Source organism: Flavobacterium sp. J27 (assembly GCF_004303025.1).
In the GTDB taxonomy this organism is placed as follows: domain Bacteria; phylum Bacteroidota; class Bacteroidia; order Flavobacteriales; family Flavobacteriaceae; genus Flavobacterium.
On sequence record NZ_PJQW01000004.1, the window covers coordinates 306,431 to 321,053 of the forward strand.

Consider the following 14,623-nt stretch of genomic DNA (forward strand, 5'->3'; position numbering starts at 1 on the left):
TAAAAATGGCAGAATTTTATAAAAAAATACTCGAAAACAACAAAAAATGGGTAGAAGAGAAATTAAAAATTAACCCTGATTTTTTTAATAATTTAGCAGAAGGACAACAACCACCTTTACTATGGATTGGTTGTTCAGATAGTCGTGTGCCTGCCAATGAAATTATTGGAGCCGAACCTGGTGAAGTTTTTGTGCACAGAAATATTGCTAATATGGTAGTACATAGCGATATGAATATGTTAAGTGTTTTGGATTATGCTGTAAATGCTTTAAAAGTGCAACATGTAATTGTATGTGGACATTATGGTTGTGGAGGTGTAAAAGCGGCTATGGGCAACGATTCAATAGGAGTGATTGATAATTGGATTAGACACATCAAAGACGTGTATCGTTTTCATCAACAAGAATTAGACAGCATTGAAGATAAAAATGATAGATTTAATCGTTTTGTAGAATTAAACGTGAAAGAACAAGTTTTTGACTTAGCAAAAACATCTATTGTACAAGGAGCTTGGAGAAACGGTCAAAAATTATTTCTACATGGATGGGTTTATGGATTAAATTCTGGGTATGTTACTGATTTAGGAGTAAATATTACCTCTAATGATGATTTAGATGAAGTATACCAATTGAAATTCTAAACGTTTAGTCTTCTTCTAAATTTTCATTAAATGCAGAAGGCAATAATTGAGGGATGTATTTTACCAAGATAGGTAATAAAATACCACCTCCAGGAAGTAAAAAAATAGTTAATGATGGTATGGTTTTACAAATATCGAGTAATTGTTTTTTTACTTTCTTTTTTTCATCTTTATCCAGTTCTTTTGTGGTTGATTTGGCTAAAAGTACCATTAATTCTTTACTTTCTGAAATTTCTTTAATTAATCTCTTTTTATTCCTATTTATGAGTTTTGAGACCGTTTTGTTAGTTTGGTCATAAAAATGTTTCACAGGGTTAGAAAAATTAAAATATGATATTTCGTCTTTATTCGTCATTATAAAGTCTTCAATAGTAAAAAGACTCTCATTTAAAAAAAGGATATTTAATTGAAGTTTTTCTATGATTATTTCTAAAAAATTTAACTCTTTTATGTCTAATTTTGTATCACTCCAAACAGCCATTTCTACTAAATCTAAAATGTATAATTTTTCGATTAGTGTTTGAAATTTAGTAAAATTAATTTCTTCAATGGTTAAGGTATCAATGTTTTGTAATTTAGAATAACGCAACGAGTTTTCAAAGAGCTTAATTAGCAACTCATCGTACTTGGTTTTGTTGTTTTTAATTTTGAATGTTAAGGAAACCACTTTCATGCAACTCGATTCAAAGTCTTTCAAGTATTTCTCCGTATGATCTTCTTGATGAATATATTGATAGTATCCTAAAACATCTAGAAAAAGCATGGCATTGATTACGATATGAGAAAAACTTTTGGTAACCACATTTTGATTGGTTTGAATCCGATCATTAATAATGCTTTCTAATTGCGAACTTTTGCTAGCACTTGGTAACAATTTCGTTAAGAAATTATAATTTTCTTTTTGAATGGATTTGTAAAATGAATTTACACTTTTTAAAAACAAAAGGGTATCCGTTTCTTTCGTTTTTATACAAAAGACAGTATATAAAGTGTTTAAAAAAGCTATTTTAGTAATTTCATCCAAAGAAAGACCAGAAAGGTCAATAGAATTTTTTAAAACGATAGTTATGGGATGGCCATAAATGAACCCCGATTTCCTTAAATCGGTATAAAAAGATTCATAATCAGAGTAATCCTTAAAATTACTTTGATTTTCTAAAAAAAACTTGTCTATCCAACCGTTAATTGAAGGGTTAATCATTTTAAAAATATTGAGACAAATTTAAAAATTTCTTATTTCTATACTGTTAAATTTACAAAGTATTTATATCTTGCTAGAAAAATATTCTTGTATGAATTTTGCTATAATTATTACTATTTGTGTCTTACTGCTATTAGCTTATGCTTTCACAATTAGCTCTTCAAAAACCAAAATACCTTCGGTTATTTTGTTGTTGCTTTTGGGGTGGGTTGTGAAGCAAATAACGGATGTTTTTCATATTGTAATTCCAGATTTAAATTCGTTGTTGCCATTTTTTGGAACATTAGGATTAGTATTGATAGTTTTAGAAGGCTCATTAGAATTAGAATTAAATAAAAAGAAACTTCCTTTTGTGGGGAAAACTTTGGTCACGGCTATTATTCCTTTATTTGTTACTGCCTTTGTTATAGGACATTTTTTTTATTACTTCTTAGATTCAAGTTATAAAGATGGCTTAATTAATGCTGCGCCATTATGTATTATTAGTAGTGCTATTGCTATTTCTAGTGTAGGACATTTAAATGCTTTCAATAAAGAGTTTGCTATTTATGAAAGTAGTCTTTCCGATATTATAGGAGTGTTATTTTTTAATTTTATTGCTTTAAATTCGGTTATTAATTTAGATACATTAGGTCATTTTGGCTTACAAATCTTATTGATGTTATTGATTTCTTTCATAGCTTCCGCATTTTTAGCTTTTTTATTAAGTAGAATAGATCATCATATTAAATTTGCACCTATCGTTTTATTGATTATTTTAATTTTTGCTATTTCAGAAATTTACCATTTACCAGCTTTAATTTTTATCATGTTATTTGGGTTGTTTATTGGTAATTTTGATGAATTAGAGCGTTTTAAAGCTATTCAATATTTAAAACCAAGATCTTTAGACAAAGAGGTAAAAAAATTTAAAGAATTGATTATAGAAGCTGCTTTTTTAGTGCGTTCACTTTTCTTTTTATTGTTTGGCTTTTTGATGAAAACCGAAGATATTTTAAATCCGCATACTTTTGAATTAGCCATAGGGATTGTTATATTAATCTATTTGGTGAGAGCTTTACAATTAAAAGTATTTAAAGTGAAGTTTATGCCGTTGTTATATATTGCACCTCGAGGATTAATTACCATTCTATTATTTATTAGTATTCCAGACGAAAGTAAGATACCTTTAGTTAATAAAGCTTTAATTATACAAGTGATTGTATTAACGGCTTTAATTATGATGTTTGGGTTGATATTTAACAAGCAAGAAGAAACCAAGAAATCAAATAAAAATGGTGATGAAAATTTGACCATTGAAGATATGGATGTTCCTTTATAGAAAATAAAATCATAAATAAAAAAAATCCACTTTTTAAAAGTGGATTTTTAAACAAACTAAACCAAAAAATTACAGATGTTTTTAGTAGCAATATTTATTTTCGCTAATTAATTTTGCTGCAATTTTTTCTCTTAAACCAACTACATTTGGTAGGTTGGTATATTTTGTAAAACGCTTTAGCCCCATTAACATCATTCTTTGTTCGTCACCTTCAGCAAAAGAAACAATACCTTCTTTTCCTTTTTGGTTAACAATATCAACTGCATGATATAAATATAATTGAGCCATTGCAATTTGTTCTTGTACTTTGTCGGCACCTTCTTTTTTAGCTAATTTTTCAGTTCTAAGGATAGTACTTTCGGCTAAATAGATTTCAATTAAAATATCTGAAGCTGCCATTAATAATTGTTGGTGTGTTTCTAATTCTGGTCCGTATTTTTGAACAGCAGCACCAGCTACCATTAAGAATACTTTTTTCAATTTAGCAATCATTTCTTTTTCTTCAGCAAATAATTCAGAATAATCAGGTACATCAAAAGATGGAATACCCATTAATTCTTCAGCAACAGCCATTGCAGGACCTAATAAATCTACATGACCTTTCATTGCTTTCTTAACAAGCATACCTACAGATAACATTCTGTTGATTTCATTAGTACCTTCATAGATACGAGCAATACGAGCGTCTCTCCAGGCACTTTCCATTGGTGCATCTTCTGAGAATCCCATACCTCCAAAAATTTGGATTCCTTCATCAGTACAGCTTTGTACATCTTCTGAAACGGCTACTTTTAAGATGGAGCATTCGATAGCAAATTCTTCCACACCTTTTAATTCGGCTTCTTGATGCGAATTTCCTTCACTTACTCTAATGTTGATTCTTTTTTCAATATCGTTAGCTGCTCTATATGTAGCACTTTCCCCAGCATATGCATTAGTTGCCATTTCAGCTAATTTAGATTGGATAGCACCAAAGCTAGCGATTGGCGTTTTAAACTGAACTCTTTCATTAGCATAATTAACAGCACCAGAAACAGTTCTTCTTTGTGCTTCTAAACAAGCTGCGGCTAATTTAATACGTCCTACGTTTAATGCATTCATAGCAATTTTAAAACCTTCACCACGACCCGCTAACATATTCTCTACAGGTACTTTAGTTTCGTTAAAGAAAACCTGACGAGTAGAAGAGGAGCGAATCCCTAACTTGTGTTCTTCGTCTCCTAAAGAGATTCCGTTTGAAGGATCATTTTCAACGATAAAACCTGTAATATTTTTATCATCTTCAATACGTGCAAAAACGATAAATACGGAACAAAAACCAGCATTTGAAATCCACATTTTTCCACCAGTAATTTTATAATGTGTACCGTCTTCTGATAAAACCGCTTTCGTTTTTCCAGAGTTTGCATCTGAACCAGCACCAGGTTCCGTTAAACAGTAAGCTCCAAACCATTCTCCTGAAGCTAGTTTTGGCACATATTTTAATTTTTGTTCTTCTGTACCATATAAGGTAATTGGCATGGTTCCAATTCCTGTATGAGCACCAAATGCAGTTGAAAAAGATCCCGTTGCACCTGAGATATAGTCACAAACTAAAACGGTATTGGTAAAACCCATTTCCATTCCTCCATAAGCTTCAGGAACAGCAACACTTAAATAACCTAATTCTCCCGCTTTACGCATTACTTCTTCAGTAAGTGCATAATCTTTTTTCTCAAAACGCTCTTTATTTGGCCAAAGTTCTTTGTCTACGAATTCGATAACCGAATCACGCATCATAACTTGCTCTTCTGAAAAATCTTCAGGTGTGAAGATATCCTCACATTTTGTTTCTTTAACTAGGAATTGACCTCCTCTGATAATATCTGACATTTTTTTATTTTTTTTAGAGAAAAGAAGAAAGAAACAAGAAAAAAGATTATTCCAGTTTACTGATAAAACCAGTTGTCATTTTTTGGAATTCAATAATCTTATTTTCTATTTCAGTCGTTTTTTCTTGAGTTATATAATTGTTTTGTAATACTATTAATAATTGAGTTTGTAATTCGAAAGAAGAGCCTAAACTAATATTTAGGAAATGTTTGAAATGAGTATTTTCTCTATTTGATCCTTCAGCAATATTAGACGGTATTGAAACCGAAGCCCTTTTCATTTGACTGGTTAAACCATAAACTTCATTATTTGGAAAATCTAAACTTATATTATGAATATCATGTGCAATGTCCATTGCTAAAATCCATATTTTAAGATTTTTAAAGTTATGCTTCATCAGTTTTTTATCTTTCTTCTTGCCTCTTTTTTCTATGTTCTATTATTTTAAAAACTCATAAATTCCTGCAGTACCTTGTCCGGTTCCTACACACATGGTTACCATTCCGTATTTAGCATTACCACGTTTGCGCATTTCGTCAAACAATTGAACCGATAATTTCGCACCTGTACAACCTAGAGGATGTCCTAAGGAAATGGCACCACCATTTACATTAATAATATCTGGATTAAGACCTAATTCGCGAATTACTGCCAAAGATTGTGAAGCGAAAGCTTCATTTAATTCAATTAAATCGATATCTGATTGTTTTAAACCTGCTTGTTTTAAGGCTTTTGGAATTGCCTTTACAGGTCCGATACCCATAATTCTTGGTTCTACACCTGCGGAAGCAAAATTTACTAAACGAGCAATAGGTTCTAAGTTTAATTCTTTTACCATTTCTTCGCTCATCACTAAAACAAAAGCTGCTCCATCACTCATTTGAGATGAGTTGCCTGCTGTAACACTTCCGTCTGCAGCAAATACTGGTCTTAATTTTGCTAAAGCTTCAACTGAAGTTCCTGCTCTAGGTCCTTCGTCTTTTGTAACTACATAAGAGCGGGTTTCTTTTTTTCCGTTTTCATTTACAAAAGTTTCTTCTACAGTAATAGGAACAATTTGGTCATCAAATCGTCCTTCTGCTTGTGCTTTTAAAGCTTTCATATGAGAATGATAAGCAAATTCATCTTGATCTTCGCGAGAGACATTAAATTGTTTTGCCACTGCTTCTGCGGTTAATCCCATTCCCCAGTAGTAATCTTCATGACCTTCTTTGGATAATTTATAATCTGGAGTGGGTTTATAACCCCCCATTGGAATATAACTCATACTCTCTGCACCACCTGCAATAATACAATCGGCCATTCCAGCTTGAATTTTGGCAGTAGCCATACCAATAGTTTCAATTCCAGAGGCACAATATCTATTTACGGTCACACCAGGAACGTCTTCTACTTTTAATCCCATTAAAGAGATGAGGCGCCCTACATTTAATCCTTGTTCTGCTTCTGGCATAGCATTACCTACCATCACATCGTCGATACGAGTTTTGTCGAAATTAGGTAATTCTTTCATCATGTGTTCAATAGTTTCAGCAGCCAGTTCGTCTGGTCTTTTGAAACGAAAAACACCTTTAGGTGCTTTACCTACTGCAGTTCTATATGCTTTTACTATATATGCTGTTTTCATAATTTTTATTTTTAGAGGAAAGAAGAAAAAGAAAAGAGAAAAGAGAGTTTCTTTTTCTTGCTTCTTTTTTCTTGTTTCTAATTTCTAAGAGGTTTCCCTTTTGTTAACATGTATTGAATTCTCTCTAAAGATTTTCTTTCACCAGTTAAGGATAGGAAAGCTTCTCTTTCTAGGTCTAATAAATATTGTTCCGTTACTAGAGTTGGTTCAGATAAATCACCACCAGCCATTACGTAAGCTAATTTATTGGCAATCTTTTTATCATGTTCCGAGATATATTTTCCAGCTTCCATACTGTCTGTACCAACTAAAAACATACCTAAAGCTTGTTTCCCTAATACTTTAATGTCTTTTCTTCTAGGTGCTTGAGTATACCCTTGTTCTGCCATTTGTAAAGCCACTTGTTTCGCAGTAGCAATTTGGCGGTCTTTGTTTACAACAACCATATCTCTTCCTTTAAGAAGAACTCCTGTGTCAAATCCTTCATAAGCAGAAGTAGCCACTTTAGCCATACCTACAGTTAAGAAATATTCTTGTAAAACGTTTAATTCCACATCATTTTTACGGAATAAGTCAGAAGCTCTTAAAGCCATTTCTTTAGAACCACCACCACCAGGGATGACACCTACACCAAATTCTACTAACCCAATATACGTTTCAGCAGCTGCAACAGCGCGGTCTGCGTGCATGGTTAATTCACAACCACCACCCAATGTCATGCCATGAGGAGCAGCAATAACAGGAATTGCAGAATAACGACAACGCATCATGGTGTCTTGGAACATTTTGATAGCCATATTCAATTCGTCATATTCTTGCTCCACAGCCATCATGAAAATCATTCCTAAATTTGCACCAACAGAGAAATTTGCTCCTTGGTTACCAATCACTAATCCGTTGTATTCTTTTTCAGCAATATCAATCGCCTTATTAATTCCTTGAAGGACACCAGCACCAATAGAATTCATCTTTGAAGTAAATTCTAAGTTGATAATTCCATCTCCTAAATCGGTAATAATAGAGTCGCTGTTATTCCATATTTTTTTACTTTCACGAATGTTATTTAAGATAATGAAAGCATCTTGTCCAGGAATTTTTTCTACTTTTTTAGACTGAATATTATAGTAATAAGTAGCGCCTTCTTTTACAGAATAAAAAGAATTGTTTCCAGAAGCAATCATTTCGGTAACCCATGCTGCTGGTTCATATCCTTCTGCTTTCATTAGTTCGATACCTTTTTCTACACCGATAGCATCCCAAATTTCAAACGGACCATTTTCCCAACCAAAACCTGCTTTCATGGCATCGTCAATTTTGTAGAAATCTTCTGTAATTTCTGGAACGCGGTTAGAACAATATTGGAACATTGCTGAAAAATTCTTTCTGTAAAATTCTCCCGCTTTATCTTTACCTTTTACTAATACTTTAAAACGATCAATTGGTTTATCGATAGTTTTAGTTAATTCTAAAGTAGCAAAAGAAGCTTTTTTATTAGGTCTGTATTCTAATGTATCTAAATCTAAAGTAAGAATGTCTTTTCCTTCTTTTTTATAGAAACCTTGTCCTGTTTTACTTCCTAACCAATTGTTGTCCATCATGGTTTGTACGAAAGCCGGTAGTTTGAATAATTCATGAGATTCATCATTCGGACAGTTTTCATAAATACCGTTAGCGACATGTACTAAAGTATCTAAACCAACCACATCTACTGTTCTGAAAGTAGCAGATTTTGGTCTACCAATAACAGGTCCCGTTAATTTATCTACTTCTTCAACAGTTAATCCCATTTCTTTTACTTGGTGGAATAAACTTTGGATTCCGAAAATTCCAATTCTGTTACCAATAAAAGCAGGAGTGTCCTTTGCAACAACTGAAGTTTTTCCTAAGAATTTTTCACCATAACCATTTAAGAAATCCAATACTTCTTGTGATGTTTTTGGTCCAGGAATAATTTCGAATAATTTTAAGTAACGTGCAGGGTTAAAGAAGTGTGTTCCACAGAAGTGTTTTTGGAAATCTTCACTTCTTCCTTCGCTCATAAAATGAATAGGAATACCAGAAGTGTTTGAAGTAATTAAGGTACCTGGTTTTCTATATTTTTCTACTTGTTCAAAGACTAATTTTTTAATGTCTAGTCTTTCAACAACAACTTCAATTACCCAGTCAGCATCTGCTATTTTTGGCATATCATCTGTGGTGTTACCAGTAGTAATTCTATTGGCAAAACTTGGATGATAAATAGGAGATGGTTTCGATTTTAAAGCATTTGCTAGATGTTCATTTACTAAACGATTTCTAACAATTTTGTTTTCTAAGGTTAGTCCTTTTTTCTGTTCAGCTTCTGTTAATTCTCTTGGAACGATGTCTAATAATAATACTTCAACACCAATGTTTGCAAAATGACAAGCAATGCCGCTTCCCATAATACCAGAACCAATAACAGCAACTTTTTTAATATTACGTTTCATATACTTGGTTATAATTTGTTTTCAAATTCTTCTTCTGAATAAATCTTTTTATCAGCTATTAATTCATTAATAACTTCAGCCACTTGCATAAAATGAATCAGTTTCTCTTCAGAAACATGTTCTTTTATGGTTTCGTTAAATTTTAATACGGTTTTTTTGGAGAGTTCTCTTTTTTCCTGACCTTCTTTTGTAAGTTCTATAATAACCCCTCTACCATCAGTTGGATTTTTTTTACGGGTTATAAGTCCTTTTTCTTCCATTGATTTTAAAGTACGGGTTAAGCTTGTTGCTTCCATACCCATTCTTGGACCTAACATAGTTGATGGTGTTCCTTTTTCTTTATCGATGCTCAACAAGGCAAATCCTGTTGCCATTGTGGCACCGTATTTTGATGCTTCTTCATTATACATTCTTGCAACTGCTTGCCATGTATATCTTAGAATATAATCGATTGTTTTATCTTGCATTCCGAAATCGTTTTAGCAAATATAAAAAAAAATACTATGCATGCATAGTATTTTTTAAATTATTTTTATATATTTTTTTAAACTATTCCATTGTAACTACTCCTAGTTCGGTTTCAGTTCCTGCTACAACTTGAACATTGGTAATTATTTCAGGCAAAAGAGGTAATTCTGGTGTAATAGTTACGGTATATGTACCGGCATTTAATCCTGACAATTGAAAAGCACCATTATCATTTGCAACGGTTGTGTATTCTACTCCTGTTGATGATTCTGCTGTTATGGTAGCATTCAATCCAGTGATAGATAATGAACCAGTAATTATGCCTTGAACATCTGATTCAACCATTCTAAGTACTGGTTTTAAAGAATAACTTCCGTTCCCTTCTTCCACAATAGATTGATGCGCATCAAAATCGATTAATAAGGTGTTTTGAACATTTGCTATCAACTGTTGGTTAACCAAAATTTTTAATCCAGATTGTTGTGCACTTGGTGTACTCAATGGATAGGTTTGTCCATCAACCACTACTGAATTATCAGAACCTAAAATCAATCTTACCTGACTTACATTTGGTGTTTCAATTTCATCTGATGCAATTTCGACATTTACTCCATTAGATAAATCTAATAAGTTGTATACTTGTGACTCTGTATCTAGAGTAAATCGTGCTCCATCAGCAGCAATAACTTCTACACCTTGAACATCAACATAAACTGCATCATATGGTGCTGGTGCATCGGTCATTCTTACATTATAACTGTAAGATTGTGCATCAGCGTTTGAATCATCATCATTACATGATACTAAAAATAGTGATGTTGTTGCTAATAATAGAAATAACTTTTTCATTGCATATTGTTTTTATGTGTTAATATGGCAAAGTTCAGTAAATCAACTTATTTAGCTCTTACACTATTTTTTAAAAAAATTATATGATTGTAACCTTATGTTTTTTAGTTACCATATATTTTTTGGTACAAATCTTTATATTTTTCAATGATAATCTTTCTTTTTAACTTCATGGTAGGTGTTAGGTGTCCGCTATCGGTAGACCATACATCTGGAGTTAATTCAAAACGTTTTACTTTTTCCCAATTCCCAAATTTTTCATTAGCGTGATCAATTTCTTCTTGGAATCGTTGGATTACATTTTCATTGGTAACTATTTCTTCATTAGTCGAACCAATGTTGATGTTTTTTCTGTTTGCCCAATCTTTTACAAATTCAAAATTAGGTTGAATGAAAGCAGCCGGCATTTTTTCTCCTTCTCCAATAACCATAATTTGTTCAATAAAACGAGATTGTTTAAAGGCATTTTCTAAAATTTGAGGAGCTACATATTTACCACCAGAAGTTTTAAACATTTCTTTTTTACGATCAGTAATTTTTAAGAAGCCTTCATGATCAACTTCACCGATATCTCCTGTGTGGAAATAGCCATTTTCTAAAACTTCTTTTGTTTTTTCTTTATCTTTATAATAGCCAATCATTACATTTGGACCTTTGCATAAAATTTCTCCGTCTTCTGCTATTTTAACTTCAACACCGTCTAAAACTTTACCTACTGTTCCAATTTTAAAACCTCGGTTTCTCATGTCATTTACAGAAATTACAGGAGAAGTCTCTGTTAATCCATAACCTTCCATTACTGGTATATTTGCGGCACAGAAAACTTTTGATAGTCTTGTTTGTAACGCAGCACTTCCACAAACTAATAATTCTAATCGACCACCTAAGCCTTCTTGCCATTTTGAAAAAATTAGTTTTCGAGCTATTTTTAATTTGAATTCATACCAAAACCCATTTTGACCATAAGGTTGATATTCCATTCCTAAGTCTAATGCCCAGAAAAATAATTTCTTTTTAATTCCAGTTAGTTCGGCACCTTTTGTATAAATTTTATCATAAACTTTTTCAAGAAGTCTAGGAACAACTGTCATAACATGCGGTTTAACTTCTTTTAAATTGTCACTCATTTTATCTATGCTTTCAGCAAAATAAACTGAAATGCCATGATATTGATATAAATATAAAAGCATTCGTTCAAAAATATGACATATGGGTAAGAAGCTTAAAGCAACAACATTTCCAGAATCTAGTGGTACTCTAGGAGAACTTAATAAAACATCTGACACAATGTTTTGATGTGAAAGCATTACACCTTTTGGGCGACCAGTTGTTCCAGAAGTATAAATAATAGTAGCCAAATCGGTTGTTACGACACTGTTTTTTCTATCTTCAACTACATCTTGATTTGATTCGTCTTTTCCTAAATCTAATAATTCAGTCCAATTTTTGCATCCAGAAACCTCATTGAAAGCGTAAATTTCTTTTAATGAAGGAACATTGTTTTTTATTGCATTTAATTTGTCAAAAACTTCTTGGTCAGAAACAAAACAATAAGAAGAGCCAGAATGATTTAATATATATTCATAATCTTCTGATGAAATAGTAGGGTAAATAGGAACATTTTGAGCACCTATTTGTAAAACACCTATATCACAAATATGCCATTCGGTTCTATTATTTGAAGAAATTATAGCAATTTTATCATTTTTTTGAACCCCTAATCTCAGTAAGGCTCTTGAAATTGTATTTGCTTTTTCTAAGTATTCTTTAGTAGGGGTTTTTATCCAGTCATTTCCATATTTTGTCACTAAAGCATCAGATAAATTGTATTTTTCCAATTGGTGATAAGGAAAATCAAACAAACGGGTAACGGTAGACATAAATTTACATTTTTAATAGTATGCAAATTATAAAATTATTATTAATTAACCAATTATTTATGAATATGTTAAATATGTTAATTAATTATTTGATAATTAATATATTATGCATGCATAGTAATTTGTTTATTCATTTTTAGAAAAAGAATTCATTGAAAAAAAATCTAAAAACTGACTAAAATTTAATTTTATATCCTTTTTTTTTATCAAAAACGATTAAATAGTAATACATAATAGATATTTTATATTAAAAAAGTTTAAGTAAAATCTAACGCAACGTTAAAATCGATGTATTCCTTAATTGTTATTTGTATTTTTGTAGCCAAATTATTCAGAAATTAATGAAATCATTTTTTAGATTAGGAGAATATAAAGTCTTATTATACCGCATTTTACTCGTTTATTTCTTTTATTTTATAGCTAGAGTTTTGTTTTATTTTTATAATGCTCAGGTAGTTGAAGTAGATGGTGTTCTCGAATTTTTAAAATTAGCCTACCATGGAATAGCTTTTGATACCACAGCCATTTTATATATTAATGGGCTTTTCATATTGCTTTCCATTTTACCACTTTTTATTAATACGAGAGCGAGTTATCAAAAATTTTTATTTTGGTTTTACTTTGTTACTAATTTAACTTTTTATGCCTTAAATTTTATTGATTTTATTTATTATAAATACAACTTCTCTAGATTAACTTTAGCAGCATGGGATATTATAAAACATGAAGAATCAAAAGGAAGTATGTTTTTGAGATTCTTGATAACGTATTGGCATGTTTTTTTACTTTTTATAGTTGTGGCAGCTCTTTGGGTTTTCCTATATAAAAAAGTTAAAATTAATCATATTGAAAGAGTAGGCTCTAGGTTGCAGTATATAATAAAATCTGTAATTGGACTTATAGTAGTGGCGACTTTATGTGTTGGTGGTATTAGAGGAGATTTCAAAAAAAGTACAAGACCTATAAATTTAGTGGATGCAAACAGACATGTAAATAAGATTCAACAAGCTGATTTAGTGCTTAATTCACCTTTTACTTTTTTAAGAACAATACGAGTAAAGTCATTTAAAAAACAAAACTTTAGTATTCCACAGGAAATAGTAGAAAAGAACTTTAAACCCATTAAGTTTTATTCTGCAAATGCTCCTTCAAAACCAAATATTGTTTTAATTATTACAGAAAGTATGGGAAGAGAGTATTGTGGTGCTTTTAACGAAGGAGTTGCTATAAAAGATTATGTAAGCTATACTCCTTTTTTGGATTCCCTTGCACAACACAGTATGATTTATACTAATGCCTACGCGAATGGTTACAAATCGATACATGGGATGTCGTCAATTATTTCTGGTATACCTTCTTTTAAAGATGCTTTTACTTCTTCTGCTTTTGCAAGACAGAAAATAGAATCTATGGTTTCATGTTTGAAAAATGAAGGATATGATACTTCTTTTTTTCATGGTGCACCAAATGGTTCTATGGGGTTTTTAGGATATGGAAATATTTTAGGTTTTGACCATTATTATGGTAAAACAGAGTATAATAATGATGCTGATTTTGATGGTTCTTGGGGAATTTGGGACGAACCTTTTTTACAATATATGAATACAGTTATTAGTAAAAAACAAACTCCCTTTTTTAGTACGGTTTTTACGGTTACTTCTCACGAACCTTATGTAATTCCTGAAAAGTATGATGGAAAATTTCCAAAAGGAGCTATTCCAATGCATCAATGTGTAGGATATACAGATTATGCATTTAAACAATTTTTTGAAGCCGCTAAAAAAGAACCTTGGTTTGCCAACACTATTTTTATAATTACCGCAGACCATTGTAATCAAGTGCATTATTATGAAAATTTTTATGATGATATTATGAATCGATTAGCTGTGCCTATTTTAATTTATAAGCCCAATAGCGATTTAGTAGGAAAGAGCAATCAAATCGCGCAGCATATGGATATATTTCCAACTGTAATGGATATGATAGGATACGATAAACCATTTAGAAGTTGGGGTAGGAGTTTGGTAACCAAAGAAAATGATATAGCACCTTATCTGATTAATTATAATTCGAACAATTATTATTTTATGAAAGATGATTATATTTGTTTGTTTGATGGAACCAAAGCGATAGGTTTTTACGATATTGAAGATAGAAAGTTAAAACATAACTTAATTGGAAACAGAAACGAAAAGATGAATAATTTGGAAATCCAATGTAAAGCTTTTATTCAGGATTATTTTGATAAAATAATTGATAAAAAATTAACCACAATTCCTTAATTTAAATAGATTTC

11 protein-coding genes are annotated in these 14,623 nt (G+C 31.3%); 3 read left to right on the forward strand and 8 right to left on the reverse strand.

What is annotated here, in order from left to right:
* Positions 1-5: 5 nt before the first annotated feature.
* Positions 6-641 (forward strand): carbonate dehydratase, encoded by a 636-nt coding sequence (gene can, locus CX675_RS07860; RefSeq protein ID WP_205728614.1) that lies wholly within the window; start codon positions 6-8, stop codon positions 639-641.
* A gap of 4 nt (positions 642-645) precedes the next feature.
* On the opposite strand, the gene CX675_RS07865 is transcribed toward can, so the two are convergent.
* Positions 646-1,842 (reverse strand): LETM1-related biofilm-associated protein, encoded by a 1,197-nt coding sequence (locus CX675_RS07865; RefSeq protein WP_130734677.1) that lies wholly within the window; start codon positions 1,840-1,842, stop codon positions 646-648.
* 91 nt (positions 1,843-1,933) lie between these two features.
* Between CX675_RS07865 and CX675_RS07870 the strand changes: the two genes are divergently transcribed.
* Complete coding sequence (locus tag CX675_RS07870; RefSeq protein WP_130734678.1) at positions 1,934-3,163, forward strand: sodium:proton antiporter; 1,230 nt, start codon at positions 1,934-1,936, stop codon at positions 3,161-3,163.
* 81 nt (positions 3,164-3,244) lie between these two features.
* Here CX675_RS07870 and CX675_RS07875 read toward each other — a convergent pair whose 3' ends face one another.
* The 7 genes from CX675_RS07875 to CX675_RS07905 form a co-directional block, all read right to left on the reverse strand.
* Positions 3,245-5,035 carry an acyl-CoA dehydrogenase family protein gene (locus CX675_RS07875; RefSeq protein ID WP_130734679.1) on the reverse strand — a complete coding sequence of 597 codons (1,791 nt, stop codon included), beginning with the start codon at positions 5,033-5,035 and terminating at the stop codon, positions 3,245-3,247.
* Positions 5,036-5,081: 46 nt separating this feature from the next.
* Positions 5,082-5,432 (reverse strand): four helix bundle protein, encoded by a 351-nt coding sequence (locus CX675_RS07880; protein WP_130734680.1) that lies wholly within the window; start codon positions 5,430-5,432, stop codon positions 5,082-5,084.
* A 42-nt stretch (positions 5,433-5,474) separates the two neighbouring features.
* The gene (locus tag CX675_RS07885; RefSeq protein WP_130734681.1) at positions 5,475-6,662 is read right to left on the reverse strand and encodes an acetyl-CoA C-acyltransferase; all 1,188 of its coding nucleotides are present in this window, start codon (positions 6,660-6,662) and stop codon (positions 5,475-5,477) included.
* A gap of 77 nt (positions 6,663-6,739) precedes the next feature.
* A complete protein-coding gene (locus CX675_RS07890) occupies positions 6,740-9,130 on the reverse strand; it encodes a 3-hydroxyacyl-CoA dehydrogenase/enoyl-CoA hydratase family protein (protein WP_130734682.1) in 2,391 nt (796 codons plus the stop codon).
* A gap of 8 nt (positions 9,131-9,138) precedes the next feature.
* A complete protein-coding gene (locus tag CX675_RS07895; RefSeq protein ID WP_130734683.1) occupies positions 9,139-9,597 on the reverse strand; it encodes a MarR family winged helix-turn-helix transcriptional regulator in 459 nt (152 codons plus the stop codon).
* An 82-nt stretch (positions 9,598-9,679) separates the two neighbouring features.
* The gene (locus CX675_RS07900; RefSeq protein ID WP_130734684.1) at positions 9,680-10,447 is read right to left on the reverse strand and encodes a DUF4382 domain-containing protein; all 768 of its coding nucleotides are present in this window, start codon (positions 10,445-10,447) and stop codon (positions 9,680-9,682) included.
* Positions 10,448-10,551: 104 nt separating this feature from the next.
* Positions 10,552-12,327 (reverse strand): long-chain fatty acid--CoA ligase, encoded by a 1,776-nt coding sequence (locus CX675_RS07905; protein ID WP_130734685.1) that lies wholly within the window; start codon positions 12,325-12,327, stop codon positions 10,552-10,554.
* Positions 12,328-12,668: 341 nt separating this feature from the next.
* Here CX675_RS07905 and CX675_RS07910 point away from each other — a divergent pair, with 341 nt between their 5' ends.
* Positions 12,669-14,609, forward strand: coding sequence for an LTA synthase family protein (locus CX675_RS07910; RefSeq protein ID WP_130734686.1), 1,941 nt, complete (start codon positions 12,669-12,671; stop codon positions 14,607-14,609).
* Positions 14,610-14,623: the final 14 nt, after the last annotated feature.

What these genes read in the sequence shown, in the direction of transcription:
- CX675_RS07875 (WP_130734679.1), bottom strand. Translation starts at nt 5,035, where the DNA reads ATGTCAGATATTATCAGAGGAGGTCAATTCCTAGTTAAAGAAACAAAA.
- CX675_RS07890 (WP_130734682.1), bottom strand. Translation starts at nt 9,130, where the DNA reads ATGAAACGTAATATTAAAAAAGTTGCTGTTATTGGTTCTGGTATTATG.
- CX675_RS07865 (WP_130734677.1), bottom strand. Translation starts at nt 1,842, where the DNA reads ATGATTAACCCTTCAATTAACGGTTGGATAGACAAGTTTTTTTTAGAA.
- CX675_RS07870 (WP_130734678.1), top strand. Translation starts at nt 1,934, where the DNA reads ATGAATTTTGCTATAATTATTACTATTTGTGTCTTACTGCTATTAGCT.
- CX675_RS07895 (WP_130734683.1), bottom strand. Translation starts at nt 9,597, where the DNA reads ATGCAAGATAAAACAATCGATTATATTCTAAGATATACATGGCAAGCA.
- CX675_RS07885 (WP_130734681.1), bottom strand. Translation starts at nt 6,662, where the DNA reads ATGAAAACAGCATATATAGTAAAAGCATATAGAACTGCAGTAGGTAAA.
- CX675_RS07900 (WP_130734684.1), bottom strand. Translation starts at nt 10,447, where the DNA reads ATGAAAAAGTTATTTCTATTATTAGCAACAACATCACTATTTTTAGTA.
- CX675_RS07910 (WP_130734686.1), top strand. Translation starts at nt 12,669, where the DNA reads ATGAAATCATTTTTTAGATTAGGAGAATATAAAGTCTTATTATACCGC.
- CX675_RS07880 (WP_130734680.1), bottom strand. Translation starts at nt 5,432, where the DNA reads ATGAAGCATAACTTTAAAAATCTTAAAATATGGATTTTAGCAATGGAC.
- CX675_RS07905 (WP_130734685.1), bottom strand. Translation starts at nt 12,327, where the DNA reads ATGTCTACCGTTACCCGTTTGTTTGATTTTCCTTATCACCAATTGGAA.
- can (WP_205728614.1), top strand. Translation starts at nt 6, where the DNA reads ATGGCAGAATTTTATAAAAAAATACTCGAAAACAACAAAAAATGGGTA.